At 42.5% G+C, this 21,307-nt stretch carries 17 protein-coding genes and 1 tRNA gene; 12 read left to right on the top strand and 6 right to left on the bottom strand.

What is annotated here, in order from left to right:
• Positions 1-27: 27 nt before the first annotated feature.
• Positions 28-549 (bottom strand): helix-turn-helix domain-containing protein, encoded by a 522-nt coding sequence (locus F0P93_RS19940; RefSeq protein WP_150879065.1) that lies wholly within the window; start codon positions 547-549, stop codon positions 28-30.
• 122 nt (positions 550-671) lie between these two features.
• On the opposite strand from F0P93_RS19940, the gene F0P93_RS19935 reads away from it, so the two are divergent.
• From F0P93_RS19935 to F0P93_RS19920, 4 genes are all read left to right on the top strand, one after another.
• Positions 672-875 carry a hypothetical protein gene (locus tag F0P93_RS19935; RefSeq protein ID WP_150879063.1) on the top strand — a complete coding sequence of 68 codons (204 nt, stop codon included), beginning with the start codon at positions 672-674 and terminating at the stop codon, positions 873-875.
• 74 nt (positions 876-949) lie between these two features.
• Complete coding sequence (locus F0P93_RS19930; RefSeq protein WP_150879061.1) at positions 950-2,206, top strand: site-specific integrase; 1,257 nt, start codon at positions 950-952, stop codon at positions 2,204-2,206.
• A 62-nt stretch (positions 2,207-2,268) separates the two neighbouring features.
• Positions 2,269-3,489 carry a VapE domain-containing protein gene (locus F0P93_RS19925; RefSeq protein WP_150879059.1) on the top strand — a complete coding sequence of 407 codons (1,221 nt, stop codon included), beginning with the start codon at positions 2,269-2,271 and terminating at the stop codon, positions 3,487-3,489.
• Positions 3,490-3,702: 213 nt separating this feature from the next.
• A complete protein-coding gene (locus F0P93_RS19920; RefSeq protein ID WP_150879057.1) occupies positions 3,703-4,578 on the top strand; it encodes a DUF8464 domain-containing protein in 876 nt (291 codons plus the stop codon).
• A gap of 393 nt (positions 4,579-4,971) precedes the next feature.
• Here F0P93_RS19920 and F0P93_RS19915 read toward each other — a convergent pair whose 3' ends face one another.
• The 5 genes from F0P93_RS19915 to F0P93_RS19895 form a co-directional block, all read right to left on the bottom strand.
• Complete coding sequence (locus tag F0P93_RS19915) at positions 4,972-6,975, bottom strand: ATP-binding protein (RefSeq protein ID WP_150879055.1); 2,004 nt, start codon at positions 6,973-6,975, stop codon at positions 4,972-4,974.
• A gap of 118 nt (positions 6,976-7,093) precedes the next feature.
• A tRNA-Asn gene (locus F0P93_RS19910) sits at positions 7,094-7,167 on the bottom strand.
• Positions 7,168-7,246: 79 nt separating this feature from the next.
• Positions 7,247-7,546, bottom strand: coding sequence for a PH domain-containing protein (locus F0P93_RS19905; protein ID WP_114407125.1), 300 nt, complete (start codon positions 7,544-7,546; stop codon positions 7,247-7,249).
• A gap of 36 nt (positions 7,547-7,582) precedes the next feature.
• The gene (gene rsmG, locus F0P93_RS19900) at positions 7,583-8,203 is read right to left on the bottom strand and encodes a 16S rRNA (guanine(527)-N(7))-methyltransferase RsmG (protein ID WP_150879053.1); all 621 of its coding nucleotides are present in this window, start codon (positions 8,201-8,203) and stop codon (positions 7,583-7,585) included.
• A gap of 110 nt (positions 8,204-8,313) precedes the next feature.
• On the bottom strand, positions 8,314-9,519 hold the full coding sequence (locus F0P93_RS19895) for a glycosyltransferase (RefSeq protein WP_225309567.1): 1,206 nt from the start codon (positions 9,517-9,519) through the stop codon (positions 8,314-8,316).
• Between the two features lie 141 nt (positions 9,520-9,660).
• Between F0P93_RS19895 and tgt the strand changes: the two genes are divergently transcribed.
• The 8 genes from tgt to F0P93_RS19855 all read left to right on the top strand — a co-directional run bounded on the left by tgt (position 9,661) and on the right by F0P93_RS19855 (position 21,298).
• Positions 9,661-10,791, top strand: coding sequence for a tRNA guanosine(34) transglycosylase Tgt (tgt, locus tag F0P93_RS19890; RefSeq protein WP_150879051.1), 1,131 nt, complete (start codon positions 9,661-9,663; stop codon positions 10,789-10,791).
• Positions 10,792-11,024: 233 nt separating this feature from the next.
• Positions 11,025-12,485: an OmpA family protein gene (locus tag F0P93_RS19885; protein ID WP_191908864.1), complete on the top strand. Its 1,461-nt coding sequence runs from the start codon at positions 11,025-11,027 to the stop codon at positions 12,483-12,485.
• A 239-nt stretch (positions 12,486-12,724) separates the two neighbouring features.
• Positions 12,725-15,076: an SLBB domain-containing protein gene (locus F0P93_RS19880; RefSeq protein ID WP_225309566.1), complete on the top strand. Its 2,352-nt coding sequence runs from the start codon at positions 12,725-12,727 to the stop codon at positions 15,074-15,076.
• On the top strand, positions 15,076-16,155 hold the full coding sequence (locus F0P93_RS19875; RefSeq protein WP_150879049.1) for a GNVR domain-containing protein: 1,080 nt from the start codon (positions 15,076-15,078) through the stop codon (positions 16,153-16,155). Before F0P93_RS19880 ends, F0P93_RS19875 begins: the two co-directional genes overlap by 1 nt.
• A gap of 16 nt (positions 16,156-16,171) precedes the next feature.
• The gene (locus F0P93_RS19870; protein WP_150879047.1) at positions 16,172-17,428 is read left to right on the top strand and encodes a nucleotide sugar dehydrogenase; all 1,257 of its coding nucleotides are present in this window, start codon (positions 16,172-16,174) and stop codon (positions 17,426-17,428) included.
• Between the two features lie 2 nt (positions 17,429-17,430).
• On the top strand, positions 17,431-18,729 hold the full coding sequence (locus F0P93_RS19865) for a lipopolysaccharide biosynthesis protein (protein WP_150879045.1): 1,299 nt from the start codon (positions 17,431-17,433) through the stop codon (positions 18,727-18,729).
• A gap of 38 nt (positions 18,730-18,767) precedes the next feature.
• Positions 18,768-20,186: an O-antigen polymerase gene (locus F0P93_RS19860; RefSeq protein WP_150879043.1), complete on the top strand. Its 1,419-nt coding sequence runs from the start codon at positions 18,768-18,770 to the stop codon at positions 20,184-20,186.
• The gene (locus F0P93_RS19855; RefSeq protein WP_150879041.1) at positions 20,183-21,298 is read left to right on the top strand and encodes a glycosyltransferase family 4 protein; all 1,116 of its coding nucleotides are present in this window, start codon (positions 20,183-20,185) and stop codon (positions 21,296-21,298) included. Before F0P93_RS19860 ends, F0P93_RS19855 begins: the two co-directional genes overlap by 4 nt.
• Positions 21,299-21,307 lie beyond the last annotated feature (9 nt).

Genomic DNA, 21,307 nt, shown 5'->3' with positions numbered 1-21,307 from the left:
TTTTTATGGGAGTTCTTACCAATTTATTTAGTTACTACCTTTTACATTGGCTACTTCTATACTAAATCTCAGCGTATCAATCACTTTCTCAAGCGTTTGTATATGACGGTCTAATTTTTCAATATCTTTTTCTTTACTTTTTAATAAGCTATCTTTTTCCTTTATCTTTTCAGTCAAATCTTTAATTTTCGCTTTCTGTCCTTTCAATTCATTGTTTTTTCTTCCCCAATCTTCCACACCCTCTTCTTCTAGTTCTGTAACTCTTTTCTTTAGCGATTCAACCTGCTTTTCAAGCTTTCTTGAGTGAGCTATATAATATTCAACATCTTCACTTGTCGGTTGTGTCCCTCCTTCATAGCTCAATATTGCGGTGGCTGACATTTCAAACACTTCTGCCAGTTGGTCAAGTCGTTCTATTGTAATTTGGGTTAGTCCCTTTTCTACTCTTGCATAGTTGCTCTGTTTCATCCCCAATTTCTTGGAAATATCGTCTTGTGTTAGCCCTTTAGCTGTTCTAATGGCTTTAATATTCTCATATATCTTATTCATAATTTGTCTATAATGGTTCTAAATTATATAAATATTGTCTAAAATATTTTAGACAATATTTATATATATCAAAAATAGGTCTATGTTTGTGGCAGATACTTACACTTAAACAGATTAAAGCAATGGCATTAACACCAATTAAAGAACTAATCAATGATGCTCTCCCAGCGAACTTGCAATTTAAGCCGACTAGGGAATTTTACAAGAGCGTGGGTATCAATAAACATCGTTTTTCTAAAATTCTTAAAGGTGATTTAGAGCCACAACGTAATGAATTACAGGCAATTGCTTGTCATTTTAATATCCCTGTAAGCAAACTTCTGTAAATAAATAGCCCGATACCGTCTGCCAACGGTATCGGGCTTCACTTTTCAATTAACGTCTTCAACATTAATCTACTATGGCAAAGGTAAAACATTTACCTGATTCTAATCAAAACGTCCGAATAAAGCGTCTGACGGTTCAACTGTACCAAAGGGGTACTGCTATTTATGTAAAGTTACATTACAATAGCCGAAGTCAGTCTTTTAGCTCCGGTCTAAAATGTAGCCCCCGACAACTCGATGTTAAGTCATTTACTGTGATTAACGACGAATCGGCCACAGCCTATTTACAGGGCTTAAGATCTGATTTTCAACGCGCTTTCACTGATTATCTTCTAACTAAACGAACTCCCGATTTACGGGAAATAAAGAAGCTAGTTATTGACAAATCAGGTATTGAGCCAGATAAACCAACACTTATCGAATGCCTGGACAAATTCTACAAAGATGAATTTGAATCTCTGTCAGGTATTGATTTTGAGCGTAAAACCGTAGAAAAGAAGCGGTATTTGGTTGAACGAATCAAGCAGTATATTCTAACCTACCGGCAAAACCCGTATTTGAAGCTTTCTGATCTAAAGGCGATTGATGCACAGCAAGTAGTAACATTCTGCAAAAAGACGTACGGTCACGGCCACAATCACGCTGTTTTACACGCCGAGTTTTTGAAAAGAACGCTCAATTATGCTATTGCAAATGAATGGCTAGAGAAAAACCCGTTTGCCTTTTTTCGTCCGAAAAGAGAACGGAAAGCCGTAATTGCCTTAAAGGAAAAGGATATTCACCTTTTACAGGAAACGGTTTTCCATAGCCGGGAATACAACTATGTACGGGATGTTTTTCTATTCTGTTGCTATACCGGATTGGCTTATGTGGATGTGAGTAGACTTAATTCCTCGCACCTACTCTCTTTACAAAACGGCGAACAACTAATCAAGATTAAACGGGGGAAAAATGACAATGACTGTATTATTCCGGTAGTGCCGCAAGCCCTACAGATTTTGGATAAATACACTGATAATCAAGAATGTATCCTTCGTAAAAGATTATTACCCGTTTATGCAAATCAGGTAATGAATCGTATTCTAAAGGAGATACAAGCTGCTTGTAATATTACCGTTCGATTAACTACCCATGTAGCCCGTAAAACTTGCGCTTCTTACTATATCGCGAACGGTGTTCCGCTAACCAGCGTAGCCACCATGTTAGGCCACAAAAAAACCAGTACGACCGAGCTATACTACACTGAACGGAGTGAAGAAGCAGTTATTCGGCACATTCGGGAATATCAGATACGCAAGGATAATGAAGCTCCGAATCAACAAGCGGTATAACAAAAAAGCCACCTCCTAAAAGGAAGTGGCTTTTCAGAATATTTTTTCAATAGAACAAATGTATGGAAACAAATTCAAACAGCAAGCAAAAGGCTGAAAGTCAGCCTATAAGTTACAGAATTCGACATTACTTATTTGCAGACTTTGATTACCGCGTAGATGTAGTTTCGAATCAATTAGAACGAAAGGCAAAAAAATCAACTGAGTGGGAGTTAGTGAATATATATGATGTTGAATTAGAGCTTTATGATTATGGCCTGAAAGGGTTCAAAGATGCGCTTAAAGCCCTTTTCTGTTCAAAAACGATTCCAAGATATGACCCCTTCACAGCCTATTTTCAAAACTTACCCAAATGGGACGCTAGCCAGCCGGATTATATTGACCACTTAGCAAATTTCGTAAAAACAGAAGATAGCGTGTGGTGGAAAGCAATGTTCAAAAAGTGGATGGTTCGATGTGTGGGACAAGCAATTGGCGCAGGTTCATTTAACAAGCAATGTTTAACCCTGGTTGGTAAGCAGAATGATGGAAAGACTACTTTTTTAGACTTTCTAATTCCTTTTCCTTTAAAAAATAATGCCAAGAAAGGATTCGATTTTGGTTCGAAAGATGGCAAGATTTCGTTGGTGCAAAATTTTATGATCAATCTCGATGAACTAGCTTCATTCGACAAAAAAGAATTAAATAATGAGTTTAAGACGATTCTATCTGAAGGGATAGTTAAATACCGTCCCTTATTCCAAAATGTAGAAATAGCCTATCCTCGAAAAGCAAGTTTCGTAGCTAGTACAAACCAGTTTGAATTTCTAACGGATGAAACCGGTAACGTACGTTGGTTACCGTTCATTGTCAAAGAGATACTGCATGACAATGGTGGCTCAAATGGATATAAGGCTCAGGTCGATATGAATAAAGTATGGTCGCAAGCCTATGCCTTATTAAACGATCCTTCTTTTGGGCCGGACATGACCAATGAAGAAATTAAAACCTTGGAACTGTATAACCGGAAATTCTTACGGACAACAACCGAAATGGAAATTATCAGTAAGTATTTCGAGCCAGCAGAAAAAGGTGATCAGGGGGCGGAATTCTATACAGCAGCAGACATTGAGCAATATCTACGGACAAAAGTAAGTCTCAAGCTTTACCGGAATCAAATTGGTAAAGCACTTCAAATAATGGGATTTCCGCAGGTTTCAAGTTACAATACCCATAAGAAGTACACAGAAAAAGGGTATTACATTCTTCAAAAACAAAATAATACCTACTCGATTACTCGATAGTAGCTAAAGTACTTATTATCAACCAATAATATCTATTATTAAAGAGTAAGTAATACTCCACTCGCTATTACTCAATACTCGTAAAAAAGCATAATTACGAGTAATGAAGAAAATAGGATTACTCGATATTTCAGCATTAATGAGCTAATAATGAAGGCAGTAATGAGGTGAGTAGTCGAGTAAGTAAAATTTAAGCCGCTAAAAGAAAAAAAAATGATTGATAAAAGCATTATCGAAGAATTGAAAAATATCCCAATCACTGATTACCTAAATCAAATTGGTTGTCAGCCTGTAAGAAAGCAGGGTAAGGAGTTAGTTTATTATTCGCCCCGTTATCAGGAAAATTCTCCATCCTTCATGGTTGAACCGGTTAAAAACGTTTTCCACGATTTTAGCGGAATGGGAGAAAAAGGCGATATAATCCGTTTAGTACAATACCTTCAAAACTGCTCATTTGGTAAAGCTGTTCAAATCCTAAAAGAATTTGCAGGATCAAGTAATGCCATTCCTTTTTCTTTTAGCGGCCAAAATCTAAATCAAGTTAGTAGCAATTCAAGTCTTGAGATAATAAGCGTCCTGTCGATACAAAACAGGGCTTTAATGGCATATATAAAGAGCCGGAAGATTTCAAATGAAGTGGCTAGCCAATATTTAAAGGAAATCCACTACAGAGTGAATAAAAAGCATTTTTACGCGATTGGATTTCCAAATGACAAAGGAGGATTTGAATTACGTAGCCTATACTTCAAAGGAGGAACATCACCGAAATATTTTACAACCATTTCGGGTAAACCGAACGGAGCTATAAACGTGTTTGAAGGATTCTTTGATTTTCTCACTTGTTGTCAACATCATAATACCATCCACTTAAAAAATCCTACCATTGTACTGAATACACTTTCCTTGCTTCAAGGTACATTACCCATTCTCAGGCAATACCAATTAGTAAATACTTTCTTTGATAATGACAAGGCGGGAAAGAGGGCAAATGAAAAGCTTAGAGCTGAAGATTTGCAGGTTAATGATTGTTCATCTCAGTATGCTTCATTCAAGGATTATAATGAATACTACGTACAGAATCACAATTAAAGCACTTTTAGACCGCTTTTCAGGCGCTTTTAGACCGCTTTACAAGCACTTTTCAAGTGTATTTGAAGGTTGCAACACATCACTTAGAAACCATTAACGAACCATTAACAAGTTTATAACGCGTACTAAAATGAAAAAAGAGAACATCATCCAAGACAAAAATGGTTTACGAAATTATGGATTCAAAAAAGTCCAGAAGAATAAACGAATCCATAACTACGACCCGGATTATGGAACAAGCTCTTATACCATTAAGGGGATGTTCTATAGAAAAAAATGCCTTTACTGCGAAAGAGATTTTGAAGCAAGGCGAGTTGATACGTCTTTTTGTTGCCAAGGTTGCCAGAAGGCACATTTAAGAAATAGAAAACGATTAATTAATAATACTAATATCTAAATTCCAGTAATCCCTAGCATTGAAAAGAAAGCTCTATGTCTCATATTGGCATCTTCAAGTAGTTGTTCATAGTTCATCACTTCAATGAATAGATTTAATCCTTCTTCATATTTAAATAATGTGCCCTTTGGCGTTCTTTTATATCCCTCCAAATCTAATTCATTATAAATATCATTGTTATAGTCACAAATGATATATCCAAATTTTGGAGTGTCTTTATTTATATTTGCAATTCTCCCTCTATAATCAAGTGCTTTTCCTAGCATTAAATCTTTAATATACTTTTTTATTTGATTACCTACATTTTTTTCTTCTTGTGTGTAATAAGATCGCATTGGTCTTTTAAATTCAAATATGACGATAGATGAGTTCCCTTCACCGTAGACAAATTTATTATCATAAATAAGTAGATCTGGTTTTTTATCACTTTCAGAATAGAGAAAATCTGTTTCTTTTAAACGTTTGTCTGACGCTATATATTTAGTATAAGCGACTCTTTCATCTAGAATCCATAAATTATGCTTGTTGAAGGCAATTTGATCATTAGTTTTATCTCTTAAAAAAATAATATCATGAATTTCAGCTTCAAATTTAAATTCCCCATCCTCTTGTATTTCAATGAATTTACCAAGTACTTTTAGAACTGTTTTTCTATGAAGCATATAGTTTATTAACTTCGATTCTCCTATTTTATTTTCATCTTTTATTATATCCTTTAGTAACTCTTTATATTCTTCTGAGTTTTTTATATCCTTGATATTGAGAAATTGATCTACTTTAATTCGTTGTTTATGTTCTAAGTCAAAATTCAGCTTATGAAGCTCAAGGTCTTTCTCTTTGTCGGTGTTTCCTGGTCTAAGAGTATCTAAAATGGATTCATCTTGTAATAAATGCCTATATTCTAAGCCCTGTTCAAAAATATAGTTTCTATACTTTTCTCTATGAATATTGGTTAAATCATCAATTTCATCACTAAACTGTTGCTTTACTTTTTTACTTATTTCTTCTCCAATTTCAGGAAATGAAACTAAATTAAATGCATCTTTATCTTTTTCAGATTTTGGGATTATAAACTCATCTCTTAATGGAGTTAAGTTTCGATCTAAATATGGACTGTTTACATAAACAGAAATAAAATAATTCCCGTTTTGATCTGATATTTTCTTCTCAAGAACAGGTATATACCTAGATAAACCTTCGGTATCTACCTCCCTACTATCTCCACAATAATGAATTTTATGTGCGCTTCCAACCTTAATATAGTTTTTTACATAATTTATCCTAAATGTTTCATTCTTAATTTTTACATTTTCTTCATTGTCTTCAATTTTGAAGGAATCATAAAACAATGAATTTAATTCAATAAGCTCATTAACAGATTCATCTATTATGCTAATAAATGGTTGGTTTCCACTAATAAAATAAATTAAACAATGATGTAATAAATTATTTGCAATAGTACTTGCATGGGTGGTTTTCTTAAATTGATCTCTTATACCTATCAACTTAACTAATGTTTTATATTCACGATCTTTTGTATCAATAACATTTTCTTTATGAATTTTATTTATCGCATCGAAATGAAAGCTTCTTCGTTGGAAATGCAGTATGTTGGGCCCTAAATATGTGCTATCAACTTCAATTCTGTTAAACATTGCTAAAGAAAGGAACCTGCCAATTCCTTTACAACCAAGTTTTGCTTTATGTCCAGTATAGGCAATACCAAATGAATTTCGATTTTCTTCATTGAAGCCAACACCATTATCTATAACCTCAAATCCAATAATTTCACCTAAAGAATCATCGCTGCCAATAATAGTCAACTGATTAATTAATTTGCGCCTGATAAAAATGTCAATGCGACCTTCATTAGTATTTCTTTCATGTATTGCTTGGATTGCATTTATTACAACCTCATATAATGGAAATAGAAACTGGCTTTCCTTTAGTTTGATGGATCGAATCCAGTTTTCTAAATCTACTTGGATAAAGTTGCTCATGGTTTAGGAGGATTATACTCAAATAGAGGGAATCATATAATCAATTACAAGAATAGAGACAAAATAATATACATGGATAATAAAAAAAGCCCCAAATCTCGCGATTTGAGGCTTTTTGCTCCCGAAGCTGGGCTCGAACCAGCGACCCTCTGATTAACAGTCAGATGCTCTAACCGACTGAGCTATTCGGGAGTGTTTTGTGGGTGCAAAAGTAAGTGTCCGGAAGAACTCTTGCAAACATTTTCTGCAAAAATCCACAAGAACTTTCGCTTTAGACCGCCGAAGAGCCCAACGTAGGCACCCGCGTCAGAATTAACTCCTTGATCTGGCGGGCGTCACCCCGCGTGAAATTCTTGATGATAATTTCGGGCCGAGCCCGCGGAATGATCCGGATCGTGGAAAAAAACAGCCCGTTGTCGATCTCTACGCCCGAAATGTCGCCGTAAAAAACAAAACTGTCGGTGCCGCCAATCAACTTGTTGACGCGGAATGTCACCCCCTTGTCGTTGAATTCAACAACGTCGCGGTTGATGGGATCTTTGAAACCGCTGGATTTGAAAACTTCTGCCATAGCCTTTGCGTCGGGAACGCCCCAACTGTTGAACGATTATTTGGGTAGATAAATGACCTTCTTGGTTTCGAAAAACGGTTCGTCAAAATACGTGGATAATTCGTAAATCCGGTGTTTCTCCTTTACTTCCGCCAGCTCTTCGCTGACGTCCCCGCCTTTCAGGTACAAAACCCCATTCCGAAGTTTATTGTTGCCGGTTTTCAGAATCTTGTAGCGCACCCAGCCCAGAAACGGTTGCAGGCGCGTTACCGCCCGGCTGACCACAAAATCGTAGGTGGATTCCAGATGCTCCACCCGGGCCTGCTCCGCCTTCACGTTGGTCAGCCCCAGCGCCGAACTGATTTCCGTCACCACCTTGATTTTTTTGCCAATGCTGTCGACCAGATGGAAATCGACGAGCGGAAACAGAATCGCCAGCGGAATCCCCGGAAAACCGCCCCCGGTGCCAACGTCCAGAATTTCGGTGCCGGGCACAAACTGAATGACTTTGGCAATGCCGAGCGAATGCAGCACGTGTTTCTCGTACAGCGAGTCGATGTCCTGCCGCGAGATGACGTTGATCTGAGCGTTCCAGTGCCGGTACAAGTCATCCAAAGCCGCAAACTGCTCCAGTTGCCGCGCGGTTAAGTCGGGAAAGTATTTTTTAATCAGGTCCAAAAGTAGGTATGAATTATGAACGATGAACGATGAATGATGAATGATGAATGGCTGGCACAACTGATTTTAGTCGTCCACCGTTCATCATCCATCGTTCATCATTCATCATTCTATTTCCACTTCATAATGCGGTTTTTACGCCGTGGTCGCAGGGTGACAACGCCCATGATGCCGTAATAAATTCCCATCGTCAGATCCAGAACCGGTATGGCCATCCAGTCGACGGTGTGGCCCAGCCGGTAGCTGATCCGCCCGACAATGGCCCAGAAGGCCAGCAGCCGGAACCCAAACAACCCGCTGGCGATCAGCAACAGTTGGCCGTCGGGTTGGCTCAGCATACCGGACAAACCGGTATTCAAAACCGTCATCAAGGTGATCAAACCAATGATGGGGCCCGTGAGCCAGGTCAGCACGTGGGAGAGGGACAAAAGCCCCAGCAGGAATTTGTTGCGGGTTTTGTAATGCTTGCCCACCGACAAATGCCGCTGTTTCTGGTGCCACCACTCGGCAAAGGTTTCCTTCGGCTTCGAATACGTAAAGGTAGCCGGATGCACACTAATTGCAACGTTTCGGGCGGTGGCTACTTCGTTGATAAACAAATCGTCGTCGCCCCCCAACACCCGGATGTGGGAATAAAAACCCTTGTTTTCCAGAAATAATTGCCGCCGGTACATCAGATTTCGACCCACGCCCATATACGGCAGACCCGCCAGCGCCATCGACAGGTACTGAACCGCCGTAAACAGGGTTTCGTAGCGGATCAGCCGGTTGATCCAGCCGTGCTTTTTCCGGCGTTTGTAGGGACCAAAACCCAGCACAATTTCTTTGTTCGGCCGGTCCAGTTGCGTCACCATGCCCGCCAGCCAATAGTCGCCCGCGGGTTGACAGTCGGCGTCGGTCAGCAGAATGAGGTCGTGGGCGGCACTGCGAATGCCGGTGGTCAGGGCGTATTTTTTGGGCGTCACGTGATCGTGTTCCCGGTCGATCCGGATAACGCGGACGTGTTCGAAGCGGTCGGCGGATTTTTCCAGAAACTCTTTCGTGCCGTCACTCGACCGGTCGTCCATCACCAGCACTTCAAAATCCGGATAGATCTGGTCGTCGAGCAGGGGCAGCAACGTCCGCAGGTTTTCCAGTTCATTCCAGGCACACACGATGATGCTCACCGGCGGATCGACGGCGGGGGAGCTGGCCAGCAGTCTGAGCGAAGCCGCACCGTCCGGCGACCCGCTTTCGTCCGGGTCGGAATAGAAAGCCAGTCGGGAAAAAATGCCAAGAATATACAGAAGTTGTATGCCTACGGATAATAAACACACAACCAGCACGATAAAGACCACGAAACGACGGAAATAAAGGGCTGCAAGGCCAAATTGGAATACGGTGGCAAATATACATATTTTGATTTTGGTCGCCGGACTTTCCACCTTTGCAGGCAAAAGATCGTAAAGCGACCCATCATGCAATTTACCTTACAGGCAACCGACCCCCACTCAAAGGCGCGAACGGGACTCATCACCACCGACCACGGGTTGATCGAGACGCCCATTTTTATGCCCGTTGGAACGGCTGGAACGGTGAAAGCGGTTCACCAGCGCGAATTGGTAGCGGACGTCAAAGCAGAAATTATTCTGGGAAACACCTACCATTTGTATTTGCGCCCCGGCCTCGACATTCTGGAGAAAGCCGGTGGACTACACCGGTTCAACGGCTGGGAGCGCCCGATTCTGACCGACAGCGGAGGGTATCAGGTGTATTCGTTGTCCAATACCCGGAAAATAAAAGAAGAGGGGGTCACGTTTAAGTCGCACATTGACGGCTCCAAACATGTGTTTACGCCGGAGGGTGTCATGGATATTCAACGAATCATCGGGGCCGACATCATCATGGCGTTCGACGAATGCACACCGTATCCGTGTGAGTATGGCTACGCCCGGGCGTCGATGGAAATGACGCACCGCTGGCTGACCCGCTGCATCGACCGGTTTGACGCCACGGAAGGGAAATACGGCTATCGGCAAACCTTATTTCCTATCGTTCAGGGCAGTACGTACAAGGACCTCCGGCAGCAGTCGGCCGAATTTGTGGCCGAACAGCAGCGGGACGGAAACGCCATCGGCGGGCTGGCAGTGGGCGAACCGGCGGAGGAAATGTATACGACCATCGAGCAGGTCAATGCCATTCTGCCGTCTGATAAACCCCGGTATCTGATGGGGGTCGGAACGCCCGAAAACATCCTCGAAGCCATCGCCCTGGGCATCGATATGTTCGACTGCGTGATGCCCACACGCAATGCCCGGCACGGGGTTCTGTATACCACCCAGGGGATCATTACTATTAAGAATGAACGGTGGAAAGATGATTTTAGTCCGATCGACGCCGAACTGGGCGGTTATGCCGGAACATGTTACTCTAAGGCGTATTTAAGGCACTTAATCAAGTCCGAAGAAATTTTAGGGGCACAAATTGCGAGTCTTCAAAACCTTACCTTTTATTTATGGTTAGTGAAAGAGGCCCGGCGGGAGATCAATACCGGAAATTTCGTTAAATGGAAGGCCAGTATGACAAAAAAACTGATGCAACGCCTTTGATGGTAGCCAAATCCTGTTTTTCTTGTGCCGGTAAAACGAAACCCTATGAATTGAACAAAGCGGACGGTAACTTGTTTGTAAACTACCAGTGTCTTGTTTGTAAACTAAGCGAAAATCTATAGTTTTGCGGCAAAGCGTTGAAAGTTGCATAAAACGACCGGCTAAAGTAACCGACACAAGTTGTTTCACCACACTCAATGGTTTATTAACTGTCAAACAATAACCTGATAAGTATGAAAAAAGTATCCCTGTTCGTAAGGGCAATGGGACTGGCTCTTCTGGCAGCGACAGGTGCCAGTGCCCAGTATAACCCGAAAGCCTCGTATGAAGGTCCTGCAAAACTGAACACCTGGTCAGTTTCTGTCATGGGCGGACCCACTCAATTCTTTGGAGACCTGAGGGAATATGACTTCTATCCGGTTTCGAAAACCGGATTTGACAGCTACAACGAACGCAAGTCGGCGTTTTTTGGGGTAGCCGTCGGGAAGCAATTATCTCATCTGTTTGGCCTCCAGCTCGATGGGCAGTTCGGTAATCTGGTCGGTATGAAGCGCCGGCTGTATTATTCTTATTTTCGATCAAACTTCATCCAAACCGACTTGACGGGAAGTGTTAACCTGAAAAGTCTGCTGTTTGGTATTAATAAAATGAAGCGTTGGAAGGTTGATGCTTACACGGGTTTGGGTGTGATGTTCTTCAAATCAACCGCCTACGAATTAGGAACCGGCCGCGTCCGTCGCTGGACCAAAACCAACAATGGCGATGGTATTCTGCGTGAGGCCAAATACGAAAAAGACTGGGTGATCCCCGTTGGTCTGGCCGTTAACTACGAAGTGAGCTCCCGGTTCGATGTGGGTCTGGACTTCCGGTTTTCAAACGTCAACACCGACCGGATCGATGCCACCGTCGGTGGAAACAGTTCAAGTTATTTCGACGGATTCGGCACCCGCGGACAATTTGACAACGCTTTCGAACGCAAAGGAGAGTCTAACCTGGACAAGTGGGGCTACGCAGCTGTATCGGTTACCTACAAGCTAGGCAAGAACGCGATCAAGGTTCAGAAAGTGAACGGCAAGTACGAATACGATACGACCAAAGGGACGTACCACCTTCGCTGGACCGATCCTCGTAACCTGATCAAACCGCCGGTCATCCTGACGCTGGAACAAATCGACTCGGTCGCCAAAGCCAATCGGCCTAAGGACATCGACCCCCGTTTGTTGATGGATACGGATAACGACGGTGTTTCGGATTACTTCGACCGTCAACCCAACACACCGGCTGGTAGCATTGTTTCCGGTGCGGGTGAAGCCATCGACTTCGATAAGTACGTAAGTGCTGCTCTGCCGGGTATTGCCTGTGCCGAAATCCTGACCAATGTGGCTTTCGATACTGACAAAAACATCATCAAGCCGCAGTACTACGACATGCTGAACAAGGTGGTTGAATTGCTGAACAAAACGCAATGCCGTCTGCAACTGTCGGGTCATGCTGACCGCCGTGCTTCTGACCGGTACAACATCGCGCTGTCGCGCCGTCGTGTTGAAGCCGTTAAGAACTACCTGGTGAAACAAGGTCTGAATGATGCCAACCGCATTATCATCGACTACTTCGGATCGTTCAAACCCATCGGTGACAACTCCCGCGCTGGTTTGACGAAAAACCGCCGGGTTGAATTGCGCCTGGTTCCGTAAGGATTCGTTCAAAAATAAAAGAATAAAAAAAGCCCCGAAGGTGTATCCTTTCGGGGCTTTTTGCGTCTCAATAGTGTCGGTTATCAAAGGTAGGCCTGGGCGAGAACGGATCCGGAGAAAGACCGGCTGTCTTTCCGTCAGTATCTTATTTATAATGAGGTATTTAGTTTCTACCTGCCGAATTTAATCTTCGCCTTTTTTCTTTGGTGCAGTATTTCAGTCATTCAATTATTCACAACGTGCATTTAATCGGTACGAAGAAACGTAGCGTATTGGGCCAGACGATGGGCCTGTTCATTTTATTTCAGTTATTCACCAGTACAACGCCAGCCTTTGCGCAAAAGGTAAGCGAATTGACGGATGAGCAGGTTCGCCAGTTTGTCGGGCAAGCGAAGAGCAGCGGTTTATCTGAAACCCAGATTGAGCAATTAGCCGCGTCACGTGGCTACACACCGACGGATGTAAGAAAAATGCGGGAGCGCATCAATGCACTGGAGCGAACACCGGCACCGACTCAATTAACGCCTGCTCAGGTTGGGCGCGAACAACTCGATAAAACGTCTCTTAGCACGGCTTCTGTTTCGCGTGAAGACACCGGCAGGCACAACCCACCGGTTTTCGGAACCAGCCTGTTTTCGTCCGCTAATTTGACTTTTGAACCCAATCTGCGGATTCCTACGCCGAGGAACTACCAAATTGGCCCGGAAGATGAGCTGATTATCGACGTATATGGGAACGCACAGCAAAATTACCGGCTCAAAGTCAGTCCGGAGGGGGCCATCAAGTTAGAAAATTTAAGTCCGGTTTATGTCAACGGATTGACCATTGAGCAAGCTGAACAACGGATTGTCGGACGGCTGCGTCAGGTGTATGCCGGTTTGAATGCCAAAGGAAGTGGCGTTTTTGCGACCATCAGCCTGGGAAGTATTCGAAGCATTAAAGTCACGCTGCTCGGACAGGTTGTGCAACCCGGAACGTATACCTTGTCTTCGCTGGCGACGGTATTCAACGCGCTTTACGTAGCCGGAGGTCCCGATCCTGATCGGGGTTCGTTTCGTGACATTCGCGTGTATCGGGGAAACCGGCTGATTCGCACGCTGGATGTATACGACTTTTTACTTCGCGCCGATCAGAAAGATAACATCAGGCTGCAGGACCAGGACATCGTTTTCGTAAACCACTACGATACGCGGATCGAGCTGACGGGTGAAGTGAAACAACCGGCTATTTACGAAGTTCGGAGCGGAGAATTACTGAAGAATGTGCTGGCTTTCGCGGGCGGTTTGACGGATAAAGCGTACACGGCGTCATTAACGTTGCACCGGAATACGGCCAAAGAACGGCAAATCGTGACGATTTCCTCCGCTGACATACCGTCTTTTGTGCCGCAGCGCGGTGATGTCTATTCCGTGGGGGCTATTATCAATCGCTACGAAAACCGGGTGACGATCAGCGGGGCCGTATTTCGGCCCGGGGTTTACGCGTTACAGAGCAGTTCTACCGTGCGGCAATTGATTGCCACTGCCGAAGGATTGCGGGAAGATGCGTTTCTGAACCGGGCAACGATCCGGCGGCTGCGGAATAATCTGGACCCTGAACTCATCGCGGTTGATCTGGGTAAACTGATGCGCGGAGAAACCAATGACATCAGCCTGCAGCGGGAAGACGTTGTTTCGGTGGCCTCTTACGGCGAATTAAGGGAACGCCGAACCGTGCGTATTCATGGCGCTGTCAATAAACCCGACGTGTTCGATTATGCCGACAGCATGAGCGTCGCCAACCTGATTATTCTGGCGGGTGGTTTTTCCGATGGAGCAACCGCCACCCGAATCGAAATTGCCCGACGGGTCCGGAAAGACACTACCGACCTGCCCGGCAACCAAAGTATCCGGCTTTTTCAGTTTGAACTGAACGATCAACTCAAACTTACCGAAGCGGACGCCCGGTTTGTTCTTTTTCCGTTCGATGAGGTGTTTGTACGAACATTTTCCCGGTATGAATCACAGAAATCCGTCGTCATTACCGGCGAAGTTCCTTATCCGGGTCAGTATCCGATTCGGGACAAATCCGAACGCATTACGGAATTGATTGCCCGTGCCGGGGGGCTTCGTCCGGAAGCGTATCTGAAAGCAACCCGGTTTGTTCGCAACGGAGAACTTCTATCAGTTGATATTCAGGAGATTATTAAAAAGCCCTCTGACACGGGAAACCTCCTGTTGCTAAAAGGAGATTCTATTCACATTCCCAGAAAAACAGAATTGGTGCGAATTCGGGGCGAAGTGCTTAATCCGGCCGTTATTGATTTCAACCAGTCCAAGTCGATAAAATCCTACATCAGCGGCTCAGGAGGATTTACGTCCAAAGCGTTCCGCAAAAAGGTGTACGTCGTTTATGCGAATGGAAAAGTGAAACGAACCAAAGAGTTTCTGGGCTTGCGGTTTTACCCGGATCCAGAGCCTGGAATGGACATCATGGTGCCGGTTCGACCGCCCCGGTCGGAGAGCAAACTGTCGGCTCCCGAGCGGGTGGCTGTGATGACGGGCATTACATCACTGGCAGCGGTGGTGCTAACCATTATCCGGCTATTTTAATGAAAAAGTATATAACTTTGCTGCCGATCGAGGCTCGGAATATCCGGCAACCTTCACACCTGGATCCCGAGTGGGCTTTGGTTGCGGTATGGCATCAGAAAGCCTCTGTCCTGCTCATCGCTTTTTTGTTCGGGGGCATTGGCGTTATCATGGCCCTATTGAGTCCTTTTGAATACACATCGGAGGTGCGGGTGATGCCGGAATTGCAGGCGCGGTCGGCCTTGAATTTAAAGCGGTTTGGGGCATTAGCCGAATTGGCGGGAATCAACCTGGAAGGGGTTAGTAACACGGAAGCCATCCGGCCGGACCTCTATCCGGATGTGCTGAAAAGCACTCCTTTCATTTTATATTTGCTGAATCAGTCCGTCACGACGGTTAAAAAAAGCAAATATACTACCCTGGCGGCTTTCCTGACTCAGGAGTCTTTTTCGTGGACCGATCGGTTTTTGGACCGGAAGTCGTTTCCGGTTCCTCAATTGATTGACGACCGGCAGGCGCTGCGTCTGACGCGGGATCAGGAGCAATTGATCAAGGATACGAAAGAGCGCATTTTATCCGATTTAGATAAACAATCCGGGGTTATTATCATTCGGGTAAAAATGCCGGATGCCGAAGTTGCGGCTCAGGTTAGTCAACGGGCAATCGATTATTTGACCCGCTATGTGATTCATTACCGGACTGAGAAAACCCGTTCCGATCTGAAATTTCTTTCGGAGCGGTTTCGGGAAGCCAAACAACGGTATGATCGGGCGATGGTCAATCTGTCGGCTTACAAGGACCAGCACCGGTATATGGTTACGGAGATTGGAACGATTGAAGAGCGCCGTTTGCAGGCAGAATTTGAATTAGCGCAGGGTTTATACAGTACCATTACCCAGCAATATGAACAAACCCGAATCAAAATACAGGAAGAGACCCCTATTTTGAAAATGCTGGAGCCTGCCCAGGTTCCTACCAAACGGAGCGAACCGCGTCGGACCATCATGGTGTTGGTGGCGGTTTTGATGGGCGGGCTTTTTGGTATAGGGATTGCACTGGTACGACATATAGATTGGCAACCTCTGTCAATAGAAAGATAAGCGAGACTATAAAATCATGGATTCGGTACGCATTGCAATTGTTGGTTTAGGGTACGTGGGTTTACCACTGGCACTGGAGTTTGGAAAGCAATACGACGTCGTCGGGTATGACATCGATGAGCGCAGGATCGACGAATTGCATGGCGGTTACGACCGAACCCGGGAAACGGATGAGACAACCCTTCGGCAAACAAACCGCCTGCGGTTTTCGTCTCATCTGGACGACATTGCCGGTTGTACGGTCTATATTGTTACGGTTCCAACTCCCGTCGATGCCTATAAAAAACCGGATTTACGACCTTTGCTGGGGGCAACACGCGACCTTGGAAAGGTCCTGAAAAAAGGGGATCTGGTTATTTATGAATCGACGGTTTATCCGGGCTGTACGGAGGAAGAATGCGTGCCGGTTCTTGAAAAAGGCTCCGGACTGACCTACAACGTCGATTTTTATTGCGGGTATTCACCGGAACGGATTAATCCGGGCGACAAGGTTCATACGCTAACCACCATTCGGAAAGTCACCTCCGGATCGACGCCGGCAATCGCCCTTGTGGTGGATCAATTATACGCATCGATTATTCAGGCGGGAACCCATAGGGCCACGTCGATCAAAGTGGCCGAAGCCAGCAAAGCCATTGAAAATGCCCAGCGCGATGTCAACATTTCGTTTGTTAATGAACTGGCACTGATGTTCGATCGAATGGGAATCGACACCCTGGAAGTTCTGGAGGCCGCCGGAACGAAATGGAACTTTCTGAAATTCAAACCGGGTCTGGTAGGAGGGCACTGCATTGGAGTGGACCCGTATTACCTGGCTCATAAGGCCGAAAGCCTGGGGTACTACCCGCAGGTAATTTTGTCCGGACGACGCATCAATGACAACATGGGCGTGTTTGTCGCCAGCAAACTGGTAAAACTTATGATTCGGAAAGGGCACACGATCAATGGTTCGCGCGTTTTGTTATTGGGCATTACCTTTAAAGAAAACTGTCCCGACATCCGCAATTCACGGGTCATCGATATTTACCGGGAGTTGGTCGAGTATGGCATTCAGGTCGAAGTACATGATCCGTGGGCCAATGCCGACGAGGTTGAAAAGGAGTACGGTTTTCGGCTGATTAGCCAGCCCGATGGTCGTTACGACGGCATTGTCATGGCGGTGGCACATGAACCCTTCCGGGAACTGGATTACCCGGCTTTGCAAAATGAGAAAACCGTCATTTATGATCTGAAGGGGTTGTTAGAGAAGGATAAAGTGGATAGCCGGTTGTGAGGATGTTCTATCGTTTAAGATCAGTAGCACAGAATTTACTTGCTGACTTGCCTGGTAAACTAATACTGTATTACCTATCATTTGTTCTGGCAAATCAAGGATTGCAATTCTTTATAAGTCAACGGATTGCCTCAACAATGGGTTCTAAAGCAGTGGGCTTACATTACCTGTTATTATCTTACGTTTCAACATTGCTTGTCGTTACAATATTAGGGTCTTCGACAGCAATAATTAAATATATTTCTTCCCTGGAGTATGACCAGAAACTAGCAAGTCTATACATACTAAATGCTTTGCTTCTTAGCTTTTTAATAGCCATTTTAATCTATTTTATTTACCCTTACTTGCCTGATTATTTTACACGATTATTGTTTCCCAATTTCGTATTAAAAAATTTAATCCAACAAGCCAATTTATATTTAGTTTTGCATACAGTTGAAACAATTCTTGTTGCTTCGCTTGTTGCAAATAAATGGTATAAAATACTGGCAATTATAGCCACTATAAGATTAATAATTATTGGTTGTTTTTTGTATGAACACAGAATGGATTTAATACAGCTATGGCAACTAATGTGCTTGGGATCAAGTATTGTTATTCTATTGTGCACCATCTCTTTGTATCCTCTTTTTAAAAATACTTCTCATCGTAACCTCTTTTCCTATTCAATTATAAAAAAAATACTGGCTGATTCTTGGACATATTTATTTGCATCTTTATTAGTTAGTCCTAGTTTGTTTTTTATGAATCGGATTGTGTCTGAAAACTCTGCTGGATTGGCTGCTTTAGGGGTATATACAATTTGTAAGCAATATGCTAATATGAATAGTATGGTAGTTAGTCAGTTTTGCCAATCGTTATTTCCTATATTGAACCATCAATTTCATGCTAATGACGTCAAAGGATTTGAGAGATTAGCTCAACGTGGTTTGATACTTGGTTTGGTTGTAGTGGGTACAGGAGCATTTTTTTTATCAATAATAGGGCCAATATTTATTTTTTCATGGTATAAGTGGCAGGCTACACCACTAGCTATATTTTGGTATTGCTTAACTATATCCTCAAGTATAGTTGCTTTTCTAAATCAGTATTTTGGTAATTTATTGGTTATTACAGATCGGCAGCAAGAGCGTCTTTGGGCTGATACAGCGCTGGCATTTATGCTGTTTATGATTTGTTATTTGACAGTTAATCGATGGCCGGATGCCAGTCCATTTGTCGCTAATTTTTTCTCTATTTCTATCGGAGGGCTTTGGGTATGGGTAGCTTATAAACGACGAAAACACTCATTTTTAATCTAATTTCGAGTAAATACGCATACTATTTCTAAGAATAAATCATGAAACTATTGTTTTCTTACTTTCTTAAATGGGGATTATTGCTTATTTGGTTAGGCCTGTTAATGGGAGTAGTAATTACGTATAGTAGTGTGTCATTTCATGTTGTAGATTGGTTGCTTTTTTCCCTCATTGTTCTGTTTTTTCTAGTCCAGTCATGGTTTCCAGTGTTTAGGAGTGATGATACTTTATTGACACCAAAAAATCTGATGTTATTTGTTTTTCTAAACAAATTAGTATTAATCCCATTAGAGCTATTAATATGGGGAAATCAGGTGCAGAAGTTTGAATGGAAAAGAACAAATTTAATTGAGGAAGTTGCTGTAACTACATTTGCCTTCCTGGCTTTCACAGTTGGCTGGAAATTAAACGGTTTGAATAAATACAACCGATCCATGAAAACTGAAAATTATGAACCTATTCGTTGGCTTGCCTACATTTTTCTGTTAATTGGTATTTTCTCTATTTTAGTTCGTTACGGATCTATTCAAGGCTATTTAACTGGTTCCTTTTTAAAAGAAACAATAGCTCAATTCAATGAAAATAATGCAGGAAGTATAATAGGACTTATAGGGAGCATGACGTCCCGATTTTTACCATTTTCGTCAATCCTGTTTTGGATCTTAGCTGATCAAAAACGCGACAAGATAGGGGGACCATATTGGAGACAAAATATTCTTTTTATTGTACTCTGTGTGCTTTGTTCGCTTAGTAGTAACCGGGCTAACATTATTTACCCTTTATTGTCTCTTTTAAGTATAATGTTTAGCTATTTTAAAGTTTACAATAAAGTACCTGTTATCGTAATGGGTATTCCGGCTATTGTTTTGCTGTTTTTTTTTGGATTGGTTCGATCATTACGTGAGTTCAGTTTAGATGAAATACCCAAACTGTTAAAACTTTTTGCTGATAATTTTGGATATGTGCCATCGGCTCATCAGATTTATTTCGGAACGCCTTATCAGATAACACCTTTAATTTATACGGATTATCAACTACAAGGTAATACTTTACTTTCGTCGATATTGTTCTCTATACCACTGGTCGGAAAAAACTTTCGCCTAACAAGTGGTGTTTCTATGTATAATCAAGCTATTTACAGTTCATCAATTAGCTCAGATCAGGTCATACCTGTTGCTGGAGAATTTTACTATAATTTTGGATTGGTAGGTGTTGTACTTTCTCATTTGTTAATTGGTTATTTCTATTGCAAAATAGACAAATTATTCAAACAAAGTCTACTTTACTCAAAAGCTATTGCAGTCGCTTGGTTTTATATAGCTATTCACTATAATGCAGCCATTTTTCTAAGCATTTCTGTCCTAATTCAGTTTTTAGTGTATTCTTGTTTGCCAGCAATCATCCTGCTCATTATTTGTAAATATCAAGTTGAAGAAATGAAATTAGAATTTGAGTCATGAAAATTGTATTAATAGGGGAGTCGTATTTTCCTTTAAGAAACGGTATTTCTTCGATAATGACCATGCTCGCCGAAGGTTTGGTACGTAAAGGATATAAGGTAACCGTTGTAACTACATATCACGTTGATCGTACAGTCAATGAACACAATGGAGTACATATTCGCCAATTTAAAGTTGCCGGTAATTGGATTTCAGGAATGTCAGGCGAGGTCAGTCAGTTCATAGACTTTATTGATAAAGGTGATTGGGACATTCAACATCATCATGCCTGCCAGAACTGGACTTTCGATGCGCTTATAAATTGGTATCCGGTTAGAAAGCGTCCTGTTATTGTTACACCACATGGATTTTCATCTTTAAATAATTCTGGATGGAAGAGCTATTTTGATCGATTTAGGGAAGTTTTGAATCATATTGACGCTGTTACCTGTCTGTCCTCCGCTTTCGAGGAAGTTCCGTATCTGCAAAAAATAGGGTATCGCCATTATTCTATTATTCCAAATGGTGTTAATATTCAGGAATTTGAAAGCATATTTACCTGCAATTTACGCAATGAATGGGGAATTAATGAGCGATATTGGATACTGAATGTTTCTAATCACGTTGGCTTAAAAGGTCATAATACCTTGCATTATTTAGCTGAAAATTTACCGGATACATCAGTTGTTAATATTGGGAGACCAATTCAGACACGTCGTTTTAATCTTGATCGAATGGGTATTTATTCTGGATGCTATTATGTTTGTCGTGTCAAAGAATATTTAATCTCAAATTTTCAAACCAGGCAATGTAATCGGGATATAACTGTGTCGGCTTACAAGCATGCAAATGTATTCGTTCTTCCTTCCACGCGTGAAGCTTCACCTGTAGTGATTTTAGAGGCAATGGCTGCCGGTTTGCCGTGGATAGCTTTTGATGTTGGTAATGTGCGTGATCATGAAGGGGGCATCATTGTTAACTCAAAACAGGCTATGGTAGATGCAATCAGGAGGCTAAAAAATGATCCGGATTTTTCCAATGATTTAGCCGAAAGGGGAAAAAAACACGTACGTCTTAAACATGATCAAGAACAAATAATTGAAAAATATACAACATTGTACGAAAGCTTTTAAGTTTAACAA

The sequence above is a fragment of the Larkinella humicola genome (genome assembly GCF_008727875.1).
Taxonomy (GTDB): Bacteria; Bacteroidota; Bacteroidia; order Cytophagales; family Spirosomataceae; genus Larkinella; species Larkinella humicola.
This window is presented reverse-complemented; position numbering and strand designations above follow the sequence as displayed.

Coding starts and splice junctions, on each gene's coding strand:
- F0P93_RS19940 (WP_150879065.1), bottom strand. CDS start 549: ATGAATAAGATATATGAGAATATTAAAGCCATTAGAACAGCTAAAGGG.
- F0P93_RS19935 (WP_150879063.1), top strand. CDS start 672: ATGGCATTAACACCAATTAAAGAACTAATCAATGATGCTCTCCCAGCG.
- F0P93_RS19930 (WP_150879061.1), top strand. CDS start 950: ATGGCAAAGGTAAAACATTTACCTGATTCTAATCAAAACGTCCGAATA.
- F0P93_RS19925 (WP_150879059.1), top strand. CDS start 2,269: ATGGAAACAAATTCAAACAGCAAGCAAAAGGCTGAAAGTCAGCCTATA.
- F0P93_RS19920 (WP_150879057.1), top strand. CDS start 3,703: ATGATTGATAAAAGCATTATCGAAGAATTGAAAAATATCCCAATCACT.
- F0P93_RS19915 (WP_150879055.1), bottom strand. CDS start 6,975: ATGAGCAACTTTATCCAAGTAGATTTAGAAAACTGGATTCGATCCATC.
- F0P93_RS19905 (WP_114407125.1), bottom strand. CDS start 7,546: ATGGCAGAAGTTTTCAAATCCAGCGGTTTCAAAGATCCCATCAACCGC.
- tgt (WP_150879051.1), top strand. CDS start 9,661: ATGCAATTTACCTTACAGGCAACCGACCCCCACTCAAAGGCGCGAACG.
- F0P93_RS19885 (WP_191908864.1), top strand. CDS start 11,025: ATGAAAAAAGTATCCCTGTTCGTAAGGGCAATGGGACTGGCTCTTCTG.
- F0P93_RS19875 (WP_150879049.1), top strand. CDS start 15,076: ATGAAAAAGTATATAACTTTGCTGCCGATCGAGGCTCGGAATATCCGG.
- F0P93_RS19870 (WP_150879047.1), top strand. CDS start 16,172: ATGGATTCGGTACGCATTGCAATTGTTGGTTTAGGGTACGTGGGTTTA.
- F0P93_RS19865 (WP_150879045.1), top strand. CDS start 17,431: ATGTTCTATCGTTTAAGATCAGTAGCACAGAATTTACTTGCTGACTTG.
- F0P93_RS19860 (WP_150879043.1), top strand. CDS start 18,768: ATGAAACTATTGTTTTCTTACTTTCTTAAATGGGGATTATTGCTTATT.
- F0P93_RS19855 (WP_150879041.1), top strand. CDS start 20,183: ATGAAAATTGTATTAATAGGGGAGTCGTATTTTCCTTTAAGAAACGGT.